This window comes from Streptomyces sp. NPDC058326 (genome assembly GCF_042879855.1).
Lineage (GTDB): Bacteria > Actinomycetota > Actinomycetes > Streptomycetales > Streptomycetaceae > Streptomyces.
In genome coordinates this window covers 155,305-171,747 of record NZ_JBHVZO010000004.1, presented here as the reverse complement: position 1 = coordinate 171,747, position 16,443 = coordinate 155,305, and the positions used below count along the sequence as shown (strand labels likewise).

Genomic DNA, 16,443 nt, shown 5'->3' with positions numbered 1-16,443 from the left:
GCCCTGGTTGGGGTCGTCGTGCGGCGCGTGGGGGTAGTGTGGGCCACCCCACACCCCCCGCCCACGTCTCTGATCCCCCGGCTGCTCCTCCGGGGTGGCCGTTCCGCCGCCGGTGGGGCTAGGCACCGCCTCATGCTGGGTGTCACCGATCTTCCGACCTACCTCGTGGGCCTCGTCCTCATCATCCTTCTGCCGGGGCCGAACTCGCTGTACGTGCTGTCCGTCGCGGCCCGCAAGGGCACCCGGACCGGGTACAAGGCCGCAGCCGGTGTCTTCACCGGCGACGCCGTCCTCATGACCCTCGCCGCGCTCGGCGCCGCCTCGCTGCTCCAGACCACGCCCCTCCTCTTCATGATCGTCAAGTACGCGGGCGCGGGCTACCTGGCCTGGATGGCGTACGGGATGCTGCGGGCGGCCTGGGAGATGTGGCGCGGGCGGGACGAGGAGAGCGCGGAGGAGACGGCGCAGGCTCCGGCCGTTCCGGGGGAGAACCCGTACCGGAGGGCGCTGATCATCAGCCTCTTCAACCCGAAGGCGATCCTCTTCCTGATCTCGTTCTTCGTGCAGTTCGTGGACCCCGGCTACGCCTACCCGGCCCTCTCGTTCCTGGTCCTCGGCACCCTCCTGGAGATCGGCAGCTTCCTCTACCTCACGATGCTGATCTTCGGCGGGACGCGGCTCGCCGCCACGTTCCGGCGCCGCAGGCGGCTCTCGGCGGGCGCGACCTCCGCCGCGGGCGCCCTCTTCCTCGGCTTCGCCGCGAAGCTCTCCCTCAGCAGCGCCGCTTGACCCTGACACCGTGTGAGGTCGTTCCGTAGGGAGCGTCATGTTTGCCATCGGAGACTTCGCCCGGCACGGGCGGGTGTCGGTCCGGATGCTGCGCCACTACGACGCCATCGGACTGCTGCGCCCGGCCCACGTCGACCCGCACAGCGGCTACCGCTTCTACACGGCGGACCAGCTCGCCCGGCTCAACCGCGTCATCGCGCTCAAGGACCTCGGCTTCACTCTCGAACAGGTGGGGGCGATCCTCGACGACACGATCGACGCGGACGAACTGCGGGGCATGCTGCGACTGCGCCAGGCCGAGCTCGAAGCGGCCCTGGTGGAGGCGCGGGCCCGGCTCGCCCAGGTCGGCGCGCGGCTCCGAGCCATCGAGAGCGAGGGACGCATGTCCACCCAGGACGTCGTCGTCAAGAAGATCCCGGCCGTGCGCGTCGCCGAGCTGAGCGCGGTCGCCGCGAGCTTCGGCCCCCACGACATCGGGCCGGTCATCGGGCCGATGTACGACGAGTTGTGCGGCCGCCTGGAGGCCGCGGGACTCACCGGGTTCGGCCCGGGGATCGCGTACTACGAGGACGCGGGCAAGGGCGACGGCTCGGTCGTCGTGCACGCCGCCATGACCGTCCCCGAGGGCACGGTCGTGGAGGGCGTCGAGGTGCACGTCCTGCCCGGCATCGAGGAGGCGGCGACCGTCGTCCACCGGGGCTCGATGGACACCGTCCTGCCGACCGCCCAGACCCTCGCCCGCTGGATCGAGGCCAACGGCTACCGCTCGCTGCGCTATGCCCGCGAGCTGTACCTGGAGTGCCCGGAGGACCGGTCGCGGTGGGTGACGGAGATCCAGGAGGCGATCGTCCGCGCCTGAGCGCGCCCGCGGGCCCGGGCCCCCCGCACGGGGCCCGGGCCGGCGGGCGTATCCGCTATCTCTTGAGCGCCTTGCGCAGCCGCAGCGCGCGCCGGGCGAGAAGGCGGACCTTCGGGTGGCGTGGGATCGGCAGGCCGCCGGGCAGGTCGAGGACGGTGAGGCGGCGGCGGGTGAAGTGGTGCCGGGTGCGCTCGGCGAGCGGGCCCGACAGATGCCGTACCGCCGGCTCCCGCAGCTCCGGCCGTATCTTCGGCTGCATCGCGAAGCCGACGGCCGCGACCAGGTCGTTCAGCTCCGCCGCCCCGACCTCGGCGACACCGGCCTCCCCTTCCTCCAGGGGCGGCACGACGGCGTCCACGACCGTGAGCGGGATGCGGTTGCTGTTCTGGAACGGGGTGAGCCGTTCGAGGAGGGTGCCCGTGCCGACACGGGCGACCGGCAGCCCGTAGAACGTCCGCGCGGTCAGCAGCGCCGTGGAGAAGCAGCCGACGACGAGCGCGGGCCGCAGCTCGCCGTAGAGGACCTCGGCGAGCACCGGCCGGTCCTCGACCGTCAGCTCGGCACCGAGCGCCTCCGCCGCGCGCACCAGCGTCCGCGACCAGGCGTCGGGGGCCGTCGGGTGCGGCTTGAACACCAGCCGCCGGTGGCCCAGGGCGACCGCGCCCCTGACCATCCGCAGGTGCAGCTCCTCCTCCTCGGCGACGGTCAGCAGGTTGAGCGCCGCCAGGTACTGGCCGAGCAGCAGGGCGGGCCCGCCCTCGGACCCGGCGGGGCCACCGGCCAGCTCCTCGACGACCTTGGTGAACGCCTCCGTCGGTACGGCCTCCGGCACCGCCCCGAACTCGGCGAGCAGCAGCGGCGCGAGCCCGGGGACGAGGTCGAGGTGGAGCAGCCGGCCGACGCGTCCGCCGATCAGCGGGTCGATCTTGTTACGGGTCGGCCCGTAGCTCATGAGCCCGTCCGCGTACACGGTGATCGGCGCCTCGGGCAGCAGCTGGGCGATGGCCAGGGCGGGCGTCACCTGGAGCGATTCCAGGGCGAGTTCGACGCGGTCGTCGCCGAGGCTCCAGAGCTTCCGCAGATGACGCTGGAGCATCGGCAGATCGCTCGGGCGCGGCGTCCAGCCGCCCGGGTGGAGCGGGGAGATCGTCTCGTTCCAGGACAGGACGGAGTCGAAGCGGCCGCGCAGCCGGTCGAAGCCCTCGGCCTCGTCGAGGGCCGGGGTGGTCTCCGGCACGGCCGCGTTGTTGGTGACGAGGAGGATCCGGCGGTCGGCGGTGCCGAAGCAGCCGCTGTCCAGGGCGGCGGCGAGCGTCACAGCGCCGTAGAGGGTGGAGGCGCAGAAGATCTGGGTCGTCCGGCGGGTGCTCACGCGGCCACCTCCGCGGAGGCCGAACCGGCGCCCGCGCCCGAGCCCGCGCCCGGGGCCGGCGGTGGCGCCGGGCGCCGTCGGCGCAGTCGGCGCAGCAGCGTCGCGCGGTCCCCGCCCATCGCCGTCAGGGCCTCGTCGAGGACCCCCTGCGGCATCCGCCGCAGCGCCCCCGCGCTCATCGACTTCAACTGGCGCGCCACCTCCGGCTCGAATCGTCCGATCGAACCGATGTGATGGGAGATGACCGCGCAATAGGTGCGGACGGCCTTCGGGAGAAGAAGATCCGCGTCCGCGTCCTTCGCGGTTTCCTCGATCACCTGGTCGAAAGCGCGAATGAAATCCAATTGCCGTACATCACCGATCTGGGTGAGCGACGTCGCCACCCCCCGCCGGTAGAAGACACCGAGTTCACCGATCGCGGCGAACGATTCCGCCTCCCGGTGCAGCCGCCAGATCCACGGCCGGTCCTCGGCCGTCCGCAGACCGTGCGGGAAGTGCAGAAGGCCGCGGTCGAGGAGCCGCCGGTGGTAGATCCCCGCCCAGGCGTACGGGTAGTCCACGGAGGTCGTGCGGTGCGCCGGCAGGATCGCGTCCCGCGGGTTCAGCGCCTCGCCGCGCCGGGGGACCGGCACCCGGCGGATGCCGCGGTTCCGGCCGGTGACGGAGACGTGGTCGGTGCGCAGGAAGTCGCAGCCGAGGTCCTCGGCGGCGGCGACCAGGCGGGAGTAGTAGCCGGGGGCGAGCCAGTCGTCCCCGTCGAGGAAGGTGAGGTACTCGCCGCGGGCGGCGTCGAGCCCGGTGTTCCGGGCCGTGGCGAGACCCTCGTTGTGCTCGTGCCTGATCAGGACGGCACCCGGGATCTCGCGCGCGGCCCGTTCGAGGAGCTCCGGGGTCCCGTCCGACGAGCAGTCGTCGACAAGCAGGAACTCGAAGTCCTCCCGGGCGTTGGCCCGCAGGCTCATGAGGGTGTCGGGGGCGTATGTCTGCACGTTGAAGAACGGCACGACGACGGAGAGCTTGACCACGCGGCCGACGCTAGGCGCCGCCCCGGCATTCCCCCCGACCGGTGGGCGGCGATTCGGTGAACACCAAGCGGCGGGCCGATTAACCGCCTTTCCCCGCACGTGAATCCAGCCCTCTCGGGTCCGGTTCCCGACCCACTTCAGCGGGCGGAGAGGCTCTGTTCACCGTTTGTTGTGACTCAGTTGGGCCGAAAAGCGGAATGCCCTTCTAGCGTCCTCGGCGTGCAAGCAAGTACCAGAGAAGCGGTACGGGTCGCCGTACTCGCCGACTCCGACACCCGGTGGAAATGGGGCGCCCTCACCGCGCGCCGCATCACCACGGCGACCGCCGAACCCACCGGATTCGTCCTGCGCGGACGGGCGACGCCCACCCCCCGCCAGCTCACCGAGACCGGGGTGTCCACGGCCACCCCGCGCGAGGTGACGGGCGCGGAGTTCCTGCGTGCGGTACGGGACGCGGAGACGCGCGGCGAGGGTTACGACGTCCTTGTGCTCGCCCTCGTCGGCGGCACCGCCCGGGCCGTCCTCCAGGGCCTGGCCGATCTGGACCTGGACCGGCGCCCCGTGATCGTCACCGGTTACGTCGGTGTCGTCTACGAGAAGCTCACCGACGGCCTGCTGCTGCGCCACGGCGCGGACGTCGTCCTCGCCAACTCCCTTCATGACGCCGAGCGTTTCCGCGCCGTGTACGAGGGAGTGGGAGCCGGGGCCGACTCGGTCGTCGAGGCCGCGCTGCCCTTCCTCGGCGGCGCCCCGTACGTCCCCGAGGCCGGCCGCGACACCCTGGTCTTCGCCGCCCAGCCCTCCGTACCGGCGACCCGGGCCGAACGCGCCTACGTCCTGCGACGCCTCATCGGGCACGCCCGCCTCCACCCGGGGCGCGAGGTGCTGCTCAAGCTCCGCTCCAAGCCGGGCGAACACACCACGCACCTGGAGGAGTTCCCGTTCCAGAAGCTGGTCCGCGAGCTCGACCCGCCCGCCAACTTCAGGCTCGTGTACGGGCACATGGGCGAGGTGCTCGACCGGACCGACCTCCTGGTCACCGTCTCCTCCACGGCCGCCCTCGAAGCGCTCCACCGCCGGATTCCGACCGCGATCCTCACCGACCTCGGGGTCCGCGAGGCGCTCGGCAACCACCACTTCGTCGGCTCCGGACTGCTCGCCTCCTTCGACGGCCTCGACAAGGGGCCGGCGCCCGTACCCGACGAGACCTGGCTCGCCCGGCAGGGCGTCGCCTCCGACAGCCCGTACGAGGCGGCTTTCGACGCGGCACGTGACCGGGTCGCCGAGCTCCTGGCGCTGCCCGCGCTGCCCCCGATCACCCCCTACTACACCGCGGAGACGGCCCCCGGCTACCTGCCCGGGATCCTCGCCCGCCACCGCCTGGACGTCACCGCGACGGAGCCCCGCGAGAGCGGCCTCCGCCGGATCGTCCGGGAGGCGGCGCGGGGCGCGTACCGCCACGGCGTGCAACGTGTCGCGCCCGTCATCCGCCGCCTGGGAGAACTCTGATGACCGCCCCCGCCACGCCGCCCGCGAAGCCGGCCACGGAGCCCACGGCCACCCCGGCCACCGAGCCCACCGTCACCCCGGCCACGGAGCCCACCGTCACCCCGGCCACCGAGCCGGCCACCGAGCCCACGGCCACCGAGCCCACCGCGACCCCGGCGACCGAGACCACCGTGACTCCGGCGGCCGAACCCTCCGCGACCCCGGCCGCCAGGCCCGCGCCCACCGTGCTCGCCGTGATCCCCGCGCGCGGCGGCTCCAAGGGCGTCCCCGCCAAGAACCTCGCCCCGGTCGCCGGCGTCCCCCTGGTGACCCGCGCCGTCCGCGCCTGCCTCGCGGCCCGCCCAGTCACCCACGTCCTGGTCTCCACCGACGACGCCGGCATCGCGGCCGCCGCCCGCGCCGCCGGTGCCGAGGCCGTGCGGCGGCCCGCCGAGATCGCGGGCGACACCGCCACCAGCGAGGCCGCGGTCCTGCACGCCATGGACGCCTTCGAGGCCGGCCACGGCCGCCCGGCCGACGTGGTCCTCCTCGTGCAGTGCACGAGCCCCTTCCTCACCTCCGCCGAGGTCGCCGAGACCGCCGAGCGCGTCACCTCCGGCGCCGCCGACACGGCCTTCACCGCGGCCCCCACCCACGGCTTCCTCTGGCGGGAGACGGTCGAGGAGGGCGCCACCGGCGTCAACCACGACAAGGCACACCGCCCCCGCCGCCAGGACCGGGAGCCCGAGTACCTGGAGACCGGCGCCGTCTACGCCATGGACGCGGCCGGGTTCCGTACCCACGAGCACCGCTTCTTCGGCCGCACCGCGCTCGTCGCCACCGACCCCGCCCGGGTCCTGGAGATCGACGATCCGCACGACCTGGCCCGCGCCCGCGCCCTCGCGCCGCTGCTCGACACCCCGGCCACGCCCGGCTTCGCCGACATCGACGCCGTGGTCCTCGACTTCGACGGTACGCAGACCGACGACCGGGTCCATCTCGACGCGGAGGGACGGGAGTTCGTCTCCGCCCACCGTGGCGACGGCCTCGGCATCGCCGCCCTGCGCCGCGCCGGACTCCCCGTCCTCATCCTCTCCACCGAGCAGAACGCCGTCGTCGCCGCCCGCGCCCGCAAGCTCAAGATCCCCGTCCTGCACGGCATCGACCGCAAGGACCGGGCGCTCAAGGAGTGGTGCGACGCCGAGGGCATCGACCCGCAGCGCGTGCTCTACGCCGGAAACGACGTCAACGACCTGCCCTGCTTCCACCTCGTCGGCTGGCCCGTCGCGGTGAGCAGCGCCCACGACTCCGTACGGGCCGCGGCCCGCGCGGTCACCGTCACCCCGGGCGGCTCCGGCGCGATCCGCGAGATCGCCGCCTGGCTCCTCGGACCCGAGCTCAACACCCCCAACTCCTAAGGACCTGCACCATGAACACCCGCCTCCGCACCCTCGGCGACAAGACCGCGGGCCCCGGCCACTCCGTCTACATCACGGGCGAGATCGGCATCAACCACAACGGTGACCTCGACAACGCCTTCGCCCTGATCGACGTCGCCGCCGAGGCCGGCTGCGACGCCGTCAAGTTCCAGAAGCGCACCCCGGAGATCTGCACCCCGCGCGACCAGTGGGACATCGAGCGCGACACGCCCTGGGGCCGGATGACGTACATCGACTACCGCCACCGCGTCGAGTTCGACGAGACCCAGTACCGGGCCATCGACGAGCACTGCAGGAAGCGCGGCATCGACTGGTTCGCCTCCCCGTGGGACACCGAGGCCGTCGCCTTCCTGGAGAAGTTCGACGTCCCCGCCCACAAGGTCGCCTCCGCGTCCCTCACCGACGACGAGCTGCTCCGCTCGCTGCGCGCCACCGGCCGTACGGTGATCCTCTCCACCGGCATGTCCACCCCGGCGCAGATCCGCCACGCCGTCGAGGTCCTCGGCAGCGCGAACATCCTGCTCTGCCACGCCACCTCGACGTACCCGGCCAAGGCCGAGGAGCTCAACCTGCGCGTCATCCAGACGCTCCAGGAGGAGTACCCGAACGTCCCGATCGGCTACTCCGGCCACGAGACCGGCCTCCAGACCACCCTCGCGGCCGTCGCCCTCGGCGCCACCTTCGTCGAGCGCCACATCACCCTCGACCGCGCCATGTGGGGCTCCGACCAGGCCGCCTCCGTCGAGCCGCAGGGCCTCCAGCGCCTGGTCCGTGACATCCGGACGATCGAGGCCGCCCTCGGTGACGGTGTCAAGAAGGTCTACGAGTCGGAGCTCGGCCCGATGAAGAAGCTCCGCCGGGTCCAGGGGCTCGTCGCCGCATGACCGGGCAGCTGGCGTTCGTCGAGAGCCCGGTCCAGCTCCTCAACGTCCTGGAATGGGCGCACACCCGGGCACCCGCCCCGGGCGCGCCCCGCACCGCTCCCACCGGCATGCCCGGTTCGGCGGACGCCGCACCCCCCCTCACGGTCGTCGTGCTCTCGCCGACCGACCCCATGTCGCGTGGCCAGCTGCGCCGGATGGCCCAGCTGGCCCGCGACGAGGGCCTCACCGTCCACTGGCAGGAGGCCCGCGGCGGCCGGGGCGCGCTGGCCCGCACCCTGCGGCAGCTCGCCCGGCCGCTGCGCTCGGCGGAACGGGTGATCATCGGTGACCCGTTCTCCCGGTACGTCCAGCTGCTCCTGACGCTGTTCGGCCCCCGGCACCTGACGGTGGTCGACGACGGCACCGCCACCATGGAGTTCGCCGCCCAGATCGGCCGGGGCGAGCGCCTGGTGCGGTGGCACCGCAAGGGCAGCCTCGGTCCGCGCGAGCTGGTGCTCGCCCCGGTGACCTCCCTCGCCCGGCGGCGCCTCGCTCCGGCCCGGGGCCGTACGGTCGAGATCTTCACCTCGCTGCCCGTGGAGGCCCCCGAGGGCATCACGGTCACCGAGAACTCCTTCGCCTGGACCCGCACCCGCTTCGGCCCGCCGCTGCTCACCGGCGGCGCGGACCTGGTCGGCACCTCGCTGGTCGAGACGGGGGTGGTCGACGCCGGCCACTACGACCGGGTGGTGGGGGAGCTCGCCCGCACCCACGGCGCCACCCGTTACTTCGCGCACCGCAGGGAGAGCGCCGAGAAGCTGCACCGGATCGCGGTCGAGACGGGCCTGCAGGTGGTCCGGCCCGAACTGCCCCTTGAGCTGATCGCCCGGCGCGGCCCCGTGGGCCGTACGATCGTCAGCTTCCCGTCCACGGTCGTGCACACCCTGCCGCTGGCCCTCGCCGGGACGGGTGTGAAGGTGGCGGTCTGTGAGATCGCGCCGGAGTGGCTGCGGGAGAGCGCCTCACCGCGGGCCCAGGGATTCCTGTCCGGGGTGGCGGGGACCGCGGCCCACGAGGTCGACCGGCTCACCGCCCGGGCGGTGAACCCCACGGACCGGCTCGAATTCGGGTGAGCCTACCCACACCGGAAGGCCTTCATGCCTGGTGAACGAAGTTTCTTTCCCCTAACGGGTTGAAGTTTTCGTGATCAACGGGCAGTTGACCTGTCTGAAGGCCTACCCTTCAAAAGGTGAACCAGTTGAAGTCCCGTGAGCCAGGCTCCGTCACCCTGCCCGGAACGCTGTCCGATCCCCTGCGCGTCGAGCTGATCGCCTTCCGCAGGGACGTACACATGCACCCGGAGCTCGGGAACCAGGAGTTCCGTACGACCGCCGCGCTCAAGGCCCGCCTCGAAGCGGCCGGCCTCGCGCCGAAGGTCCTGCCGGCCGGCACCGGGCTCATCTGTGACATCGGCACCCCGGACCACCGCCGGCCCATGCTGGCGATCCGCGCCGACCTCGACGCGCTGCCGATCCCCGACGTCAAGACGGTTTCCTACCGGTCCACCGTGCCCAACCGCGCCCACGCCTGCGGTCACGACGTCCACACCACCACCGTCCTGGGCGCCGGACTCGTCCTCGCCGAACTCGACCGGCAGGGGCTGCTGCCCAACGCCGTGCGGCTGATCTTCCAGCCCGCCGAGGAGGTCCTCCCCGGCGGCGCCGCCGACGCCGTCGCGGCCGGGGTCCTGGACGGAGTGGGCCGGATCATCGCCCTCCACTGCGACCCTCGCGTGGACGCCGGGAAGATCGGGCTCCGCGCCGGCCCCATCACCTCCGCCTGCGACCGGCTCGAAGTCACCCTCGACGGGCCCGGCGGCCACACCGCACGGCCGCACCTCACCACCGACCTCGTCACCGCCGCCGCCAGGGTCGCCACCGACGTCCCCGCCGTCCTGGCCCGCCGCGTCGACGCCCGCTCGGGCCTCTCGGTGACCTGGGGCCGCATCGAGTCCGGCCACGCGCCCAACGTCATCCCCCAGCACGCCGAGCTCTCCGGCACCGTCCGCTGCCTCGACCTGCCGACCTGGCGAGAGGCCCCGGACCTGGTCCACGCGGCGATCGACGAGATCGCGACCCTGCACCGCGCGAAGTCGACCGTGAACTACGTCCGAGGCGTCCCCCCGGTCGTCAACGACCCGGGCGTCACCGAGCTGCTCCACGACGCCATGGCCGCCCGCCGGGGAACGCACGCGATCGAGGACACCGAGCAGAGCCTCGGCGGCGAGGACTTCTCCTGGTACCTGGAGCACGTCCCCGGCGCCATGGCCCGTCTCGGCGTCCGCACCCCCGGCGACAGCCGGGTCCGCGACCTGCACGCCGGCGACTTCGACGTGGACGAGCGCTGCATCGAGACGGCGGTGGAACTCTTCACGGCCGCGGCCCTGATCGACGCCGCCCCGCAGTCCTGACCGGCAGCGCTCCCCGGTCCTGATCGACAGCGCTCCCCGGTCCTGACCGGCAGCGCTCCCCGGCCCTGATCGACGCCGCTCCCCGCCCCCGACGGCAGCGCTTCCCCGTCCTGATCGACGCCGCTCCACGCCCTTCACGGCGGCGCTCCCCGGCCCGGACCGGCGCCACTCCCGGATCCACACCGACGCCACGCCGAAGTCCTGGCTCCGGCCGGACGGGCCCCCTCATCCGTCCGGCCGACCGCCGTCCCCCCTTCGGCCCACCGCCCGGCGCGGCGCGCCCCGGCCCCTGTCCCGCCGCCCCTTCGCGGCGGTATAACCGGCCGTACCGGGCCGAACGCCCCCGGTCGCCTCGACTGGCCGGTTCGCGACGATCCGATAACGACTCATGAACGGGTCTTTAACTGACATCTACGCGCGTTACGATCGCCGCGAAACCAGCGCCGGAAGAGGCGCTTTCGGTCAGTCTTGAAGGGACCCTCCTCTTGCGCCGGATCACCAGGATCACGACCGTGGGCATCGCCTCCGCGGCGCTCGCCCTCTCCGCCACCGCGTGTGGCAAGTCTTCGAACGACTCCGGCTCCGGGACGGACTCGAAGGCCGCCAAGGCCGCCATCGCGTACGACATCGGCGGCCGTGGCGACCAGTCCTTCAACGACGCCGCCTACGCGGGCCTGAAGAAGGCCGAGGACGAGCTCGGCGTCAAGGGCTCCGAGGCCGAGCCCTCCGAGGGTGAGGGCGACGCCGACAAGGTCCAGCGCCTCACCGCGCTCGCCCGCGCCGGCAACAACCCGGTCATCGGCGTCGGCTTCGCCTACGCGCCGGCGATCGAGAAGGTCGCCAAGGCCTACCCGAAGACCACCTTCGGCCTCATCGACGACACGTCGAAGACCGGCCCGAACATCGCCAACCTCGTCTTCAACGAGGAGCAGGGCTCCTACCTGGCCGGCGTCGCCGCCGCCAAGGCGTCCAAGACCGGCACGGTCGGCTTCATCGGTGGTGTCGAGGTCCCGCTGATCAAGAAGTTCGAGGCGGGCTTCGCGCAGGGCGTCAAGGACACCAACCCCAAGGCGAAGGTGCTCGTCCAGTACCTGACCCAGCCGCCGAACTTCGACGGCTTCTCGAAGCCCGACCTCGGCAAGGCCGCCGCGCAGGGCCAGCTCGACAAGGGCGCCGACGTGATCTACGCCGCCGCCGGTCTGGCCGGTTCCGGCTCGATCGAGGCCGCCGCGTCCGCCGGCAAGTGGGCCATCGGCGTCGACTCCGACCAGTACAAGCAGGCGGGTCTGTCCTCCTACAAGGAGCACATCCTGACCTCGGTCACCAAGGACGTCTCCGACTCCGTCTTCAACCTGATCAAGTCGGTCAAGGACGGCAAGCCGCAGACCGGTGAGATCCGCTACGGCCTCGCCGCGGACGGTGTCGGCCTCTCCGACTCCAACCCGGCGTACAAGAAGATGACCGATGTCACCGCCGCCGTGGAGAAGGCGAAGAAGGACATCGTCGACGGCAAGATCACGGTCAAGACCGCTCCGTAAGGACAGCAGGTCACCGACCTCAGGGCCCGGCAACGGTGGGACCCCCACCGGAGCCGGGCCCCGTTCCCGTACAGGTTTTCACTTTCCGGCAGCGCTACGCGTGTAGATGTCTCCCTGGCACGATAACTTCGCCCCGCCCTGCCCTCCCGCTCCCACTCCTTCCGGCCAAGGAGAGTGCGTCATCAACGCGTCCAGCCCCCCTGCCGTAGAACTGCACGGCATCACCAAGCGATTCCCCGGCGTCGTCGCCAACAGGGACATCGCCATCACGGTCCGCAAGGGCACCGTGCACGCCCTCATCGGCGAGAACGGTGCCGGCAAGTCGACCCTCATGAAGATCCTCTACGGCATGCAGAAGCCCGACGAGGGCACCATCGCCGTCGACGGCGAGCAGGTCACCTTCTCCAGCCCCGGTGACGCCATCGCGCGCGGCATCGGCATGGTGCACCAGCACTTCATGCTCGCCGACAACCTCACCGTCCTGGAGAACGTCGTCCTCGGCGGCGAGAAGCTCTACGGCATCGGCGCCAAGGCGCGGCGGAAGATCCAGGAGATCTCCGACGCGTACGGCCTCGGGGTCCGCCCCGACGCCCTCGTCGAGGACCTCGGAGTCGCCGACCGCCAGCGCGTGGAGATCCTCAAGGTCCTCTACCGCGGCGCCAAGATCCTCATCCTCGACGAGCCGACCGCCGTGCTCGTCCCGCAGGAGGTCGACGCGCTCTTCGACAACCTGCGCGAGCTCAAGTCCGAGGGCCTGACCGTCATCTTCATCTCGCACAAGCTGGGCGAGGTCCTGAAGGTCGCCGACGACATCACCGTCATCCGCCGGGGCACCACCGTCGGCACCGCCGACCCGAAGACCGCCACCACCAAGCAGCTCGCCGAGCTGATGGTCGGCAGCGAACTGCCCTCGCCGGAGACCCGCGAGTCGACGGTCACGACCGTCCCTATGCTCAAGGTCGAGGGGCTCACCCTCGTCGAGGGCGGAGGCGCGGCGGCCCCGCTGACGACCGCCGCCCCGCCGGACCCGTCGAGCGCGGCCACCGTCCGTGAGGAGGCCGCGGCGGGCCGCAAGCTCCTCGACGACATCTCCCTCACGATCCACAAGGGCGAGATCCTCGGCATCGCGGGCGTCGAGGGCAACGGCCAGACGGAGCTCATCGAGGCCCTCATGGGCATGGCGACTCCCGACGCGGGCGTCATCTCCCTCGACGGCAAGGACATCTCCAAGGTCTCGGTGCGCAAGCGCCGCGAGGGCGGCATCGGCTACATCCCCGAGGACCGCCACCGCCACGGCCTGCTCCTCGAAGCGCCGCTCTGGGAGAACCGCATCCTCGGCCACGTCACCGAGGCGCCCAACTCCAAGCGCGGCGTCCTCGACCCGAAGGCGGCCCGCAAGGACACCGAGCGGATCGTGCGCGAGTACGACGTGCGCACCCCCGGCATCGACGTGACCGCGGCCTCCCTCTCCGGCGGCAACCAGCAGAAGCTGATCGTCGGCCGCGAGATGAGCCACGCCCCCAAGTTCCTGATCGCCGCCCACCCCACCCGTGGTGTGGACGTCGGCGCGCAGGCGCAGATCTGGGACGCGATCCGGGACGCCCGCCGCGAGGGCCTCGCGGTGCTGCTGATCTCCGCCGACCTCGACGAGCTGATCGGTCTCTCCGACACCCTCCGGGTCATGTACCGCGGCAGGCTCGTCGCCGACGCCGACCCCGCCACCATCACGCCCGAGGAGCTGGGCTCCGCCATGACCGGCGCGGCCAGCGGTCACCTCGAAGGCAACGAAGAGCAGCCCGGAGACGGTGACGCCCGATGATGAAATTCGACAAGGACAAGCTGATCCTGGGCGCGGCGGGACCGGTGCTCGCGCTGGTCTCCTCGTTCGTGCTCACCGTCCTGGTGCTGCTCGCGACGGGTCTCGACCCGATCGAGCCGATCACGCTGATGATCGACAACGCGGCGTACTCGGACATCCAGGTCCTGATCGTCAACCAGACCGGGATCTACTACCTGGCAGCCCTGGCCGTCGCCATCGGCTTCCGGATGAACCTGTTCAACATCGGTGTCGACGGCCAGTACCGGCTCGCCGCGATGGTCTCGGCCCTCGTCGGCGCCTCGGTCGAGCTGCCCGGCCCGCTGCACATCCTGCTCATCGTGCTCGTCGCGATGCTGACCGGTGCCTTCTGGTCCGGCATCGCCGGCATCCTGAAGACCACCCGCGGTGTCTCCGAGGTCGTCTCGACGATCATGCTGAACGCCATCGCGACCTCGCTGGTGGCCTGGCTGATCCTGCCGAAGAACTTCGGCGTCCAGCCGGAGGGTTCGAACAACCTCACCACCGGTGAGATCTCCGAGTCCGGCTGGTTCCCCGGCATCGACATGGGCGAGGGCAACGGAGTCATCTACGGCTTCACGTTCGTCGCGCTCGCCCTCGGCGTCGTCTACTGGTTCGTCCTCAACCGCACCCGGTTCGGCTTCGACCTGCGCGCCACCGGCGCCAGCGAGTCCGCCGCCCAGGCCAGCGGCGTCGACGCCAAGAAGATGATCCTCACCTCGATGCTGCTGTCGGGCGCGCTCGCCGGTCTCGCCGGCATGCCGACGCTGCTCGGCGAGTCCCACACGTACAGCCTCGACTTCCCCGTCGGTGTCGGCTTCACCGCCATCACCATCGCCCTGCTCGGCCGTAACCACCCGGTCGGCATCTTCTTCGCGGCGCTGCTCTTCGCGTTCCTCGACAAGGCCTCCTCGTCGCTGGACACCGAGGGCTATCCGAAGGAGATCACCAAGATCATGCAGGGCATCATCGTGATCGCGGTCGTCGTCTCCTACGAGCTCGTCCGCCGTTACGGCCTCCGCCGCCAGCAGCAGAAGGTCGGCGAGGAACTCGCCGCCGGCGGCGCCATCAAGACCGACAAGGAGGTCTCGGCATGAGCACCGGCACTGTCACCAAGCCGAGCGCCGCGCCCAAGGGCGGCGGACGCCGCAAGCTCACCCTGCCGTGGATCATGCTGATCGTCGCGGCCGGTCTCCTGCTCTTCTCCCTCGTACGGGCCGTCTCCGGGGCCAACGACCTCACCTCCGTGGGCCAGGTCTCCGGTGCGCTCCAGCTCGCCGTCCCGATCGGCCTCGCCGGTCTCGGCGGTCTCTGGGCCGAGCGCGCGGGCGTCGTCAACATCGGCCTCGAAGGCATGATGGTCCTCGGCACCTGGTTCGGCGCCTGGGCCGGGTACCAGTGGGGCCCCTGGGTGGGCGTCCTCTTCGGTCTCCTCGGCGGCGCGCTCGGCGGTCTGCTGCACGCGATCATCACCGTCACGTTCAACGTGAACCACATCGTCTCCGGTGTGGCGATCAACATCCTCGCGGTCGGCTTCACCCAGTACCTGTCGAACTTCACGTTCGCCGAGGCCGAGGGCGGCTCCTCCAAGCAGTCCCCGCGCATCGACCAGATCACCAAGATCACGATCCCAGGGATGTCCGACTGGCTCTCCGATCTCCAGGGCAAACACTGGTTCCTGATCTCCGACCTGGCCGGCATCCTCGGCGGCCTCGTCACCAACCTGTCGCTGCTGACGCTCGTCGCCCTGCTGCTCATCCCGGCCACCTGGTGGCTGCTGTGGCGCACGGCCTTCGGCCTGCGGCTGCGCTCCTGCGGTGAGAACCCGGTCGCGGCCGAGTCCCTCGGCGTGAACGTCTACAAGTACAAGTACATCGCCGTCACCGTCTCCGGCGCCCTCGCCGGTCTCGGCGGCGCGTTCCTCGCGATCGTCGCCACCGGCATCTACCAGGAGGGCCAGACCGGCGGCCGCGGCTACATCGGTCTCGCCGCGATGATCTTCGGCAACTGGATGCCCGGCGGCATGGCGCTCGGCGCCGGCCTCTTCGGCTTCACCGACAGCCTCAAGCTGCGCGGCGGCGCCGAGAACGTCCACGCGCTGCTGCTGCTCGTCGCCGTGCTCCTGGTGATCGCCGCCGTGTGGCAGCTGTACAAGAAGAAGTACGTGGCCGGTGTGGTCGCGGCCGCCTTCTCCGCCGGCTTCTTCCTCTGGTACGCGCTGACCGACGAGGTCCCGAGCCAGTTCGTCGACGCCGCCCCGTACATCACCACCCTGCTCGTGCTCGCCCTGTCGGCGCAGCGCCTGCGCATGCCCAAGGCGGACGGACTGCCGTACCGGAAGGGCCAGGGCAAGTGACGACGGCGCCCGACTGGGACCTCCTCCGGGAGACCGCCAGGGAGGCCATGTCCCACGCGTACGCCCCGTACTCGGAGTACCCGGTCGGCGCGGCGGCTCTCGTCGACGACGGCCGGGTGGTCTCCGGCTGCAACGTGGAGAACGCCTCCTTCGGCCTGGGCCTGTGCGCCGAGTGCGGTCTCGTCTCGGCGCTCCAGGCCACGGGCGGCGGCCGGCTGACCCACTTCGTGTGCGTCGACGGCCGGGGCGAGTCCCTCGTGCCGTGCGGCCGGTGCCGGCAGCTCCTGTACGAGTTCGGCGGCCCCGAGCTCGTCCTGGAGACGCCCGCCGGGTTCCTGACGCTGGCCGAGATGCTGCCGCAGGCGTTCGGCCCGGACCACCTCACCAAGTAGCACTTCGGAGCGGCC

General features: G+C 71.6%; 14 protein-coding genes. 12 read left to right on the top strand and 2 right to left on the bottom strand.

The genetic code is table 11. The features are described 5' to 3' along the window. Positions 1-132: 132 nt before the first annotated feature. Together leuE and ACFVYX_RS09425 are read left to right on the top strand one after the other, a co-directional pair. Entirely contained in the window at positions 133-789 is a 657-nt protein-coding gene (gene leuE / locus ACFVYX_RS09430) for a leucine efflux protein LeuE (RefSeq protein ID WP_389680764.1), read from the top strand. Positions 790-826: 37 nt separating this feature from the next. Then, positions 827-1,648 carry a MerR family transcriptional regulator gene (locus ACFVYX_RS09425; RefSeq protein WP_389680763.1) on the top strand — a complete coding sequence of 274 codons (822 nt, stop codon included), beginning with the start codon at positions 827-829 and terminating at the stop codon, positions 1,646-1,648. A 55-nt stretch (positions 1,649-1,703) separates the two neighbouring features. Here ACFVYX_RS09425 and ACFVYX_RS09420 read toward each other — a convergent pair whose 3' ends face one another. Together ACFVYX_RS09420 and ACFVYX_RS09415 are read right to left on the bottom strand one after the other, a co-directional pair. Then, positions 1,704-3,020: a polysialyltransferase family glycosyltransferase gene (locus ACFVYX_RS09420; RefSeq protein ID WP_389680762.1), complete on the bottom strand. Its 1,317-nt coding sequence runs from the start codon at positions 3,018-3,020 to the stop codon at positions 1,704-1,706. After that, entirely contained in the window at positions 3,017-4,045 is a 1,029-nt protein-coding gene (locus ACFVYX_RS09415) for a glycosyltransferase family 2 protein (protein ID WP_389680761.1), read from the bottom strand. Before ACFVYX_RS09415 ends, ACFVYX_RS09420 begins: the two co-directional genes overlap by 4 nt. Before the next feature lie 219 nt (positions 4,046-4,264). Here ACFVYX_RS09415 and ACFVYX_RS09410 point away from each other — a divergent pair, with 219 nt between their 5' ends. The 10 genes from ACFVYX_RS09410 to ACFVYX_RS09365 all read left to right on the top strand — a co-directional run bounded on the left by ACFVYX_RS09410 (position 4,265) and on the right by ACFVYX_RS09365 (position 16,428). Further along, positions 4,265-5,554, top strand: a complete 1,290-nt coding sequence (locus tag ACFVYX_RS09410) for a DUF6716 putative glycosyltransferase (RefSeq protein ID WP_389680760.1) — start codon at positions 4,265-4,267, stop codon at positions 5,552-5,554. Continuing rightward, entirely contained in the window at positions 5,554-6,951 is a 1,398-nt protein-coding gene (locus tag ACFVYX_RS09405) for a cytidylyltransferase domain-containing protein (protein WP_389680759.1), read from the top strand. Before ACFVYX_RS09410 ends, ACFVYX_RS09405 begins: the two co-directional genes overlap by 1 nt. Before the next feature lie 11 nt (positions 6,952-6,962). Further along, positions 6,963-7,856: an N-acetylneuraminate synthase family protein gene (locus tag ACFVYX_RS09400; protein WP_389680758.1), complete on the top strand. Its 894-nt coding sequence runs from the start codon at positions 6,963-6,965 to the stop codon at positions 7,854-7,856. A 107-nt stretch (positions 7,857-7,963) separates the two neighbouring features. Continuing rightward, a complete protein-coding gene (locus tag ACFVYX_RS09395; RefSeq protein ID WP_389681115.1) occupies positions 7,964-8,968 on the top strand; it encodes a hypothetical protein in 1,005 nt (334 codons plus the stop codon). Positions 8,969-9,084: 116 nt separating this feature from the next. Beyond that, the gene (locus tag ACFVYX_RS09390; protein ID WP_389680757.1) at positions 9,085-10,305 is read left to right on the top strand and encodes an amidohydrolase; all 1,221 of its coding nucleotides are present in this window, start codon (positions 9,085-9,087) and stop codon (positions 10,303-10,305) included. Between the two features lie 485 nt (positions 10,306-10,790). Continuing rightward, complete coding sequence (locus tag ACFVYX_RS09385; protein WP_389680756.1) at positions 10,791-11,843, top strand: BMP family protein; 1,053 nt, start codon at positions 10,791-10,793, stop codon at positions 11,841-11,843. A gap of 106 nt (positions 11,844-11,949) precedes the next feature. Further along, on the top strand, positions 11,950-13,662 hold the full coding sequence (locus ACFVYX_RS09380) for an ABC transporter ATP-binding protein (RefSeq protein ID WP_389680755.1): 1,713 nt from the start codon (positions 11,950-11,952) through the stop codon (positions 13,660-13,662). After that, positions 13,659-14,777, top strand: coding sequence for an ABC transporter permease (locus tag ACFVYX_RS09375; protein ID WP_389680754.1), 1,119 nt, complete (start codon positions 13,659-13,661; stop codon positions 14,775-14,777). The genes ACFVYX_RS09380 and ACFVYX_RS09375 overlap by 4 nt, the downstream gene beginning before the upstream one ends. After that, a complete protein-coding gene (locus tag ACFVYX_RS09370; RefSeq protein WP_389680753.1) occupies positions 14,774-16,036 on the top strand; it encodes an ABC transporter permease in 1,263 nt (420 codons plus the stop codon). Before ACFVYX_RS09375 ends, ACFVYX_RS09370 begins: the two co-directional genes overlap by 4 nt. Further along, positions 16,033-16,428 (top strand): cytidine deaminase, encoded by a 396-nt coding sequence (locus tag ACFVYX_RS09365; protein WP_389680752.1) that lies wholly within the window; start codon positions 16,033-16,035, stop codon positions 16,426-16,428. The genes ACFVYX_RS09370 and ACFVYX_RS09365 overlap by 4 nt, the downstream gene beginning before the upstream one ends. Positions 16,429-16,443: the final 15 nt, after the last annotated feature.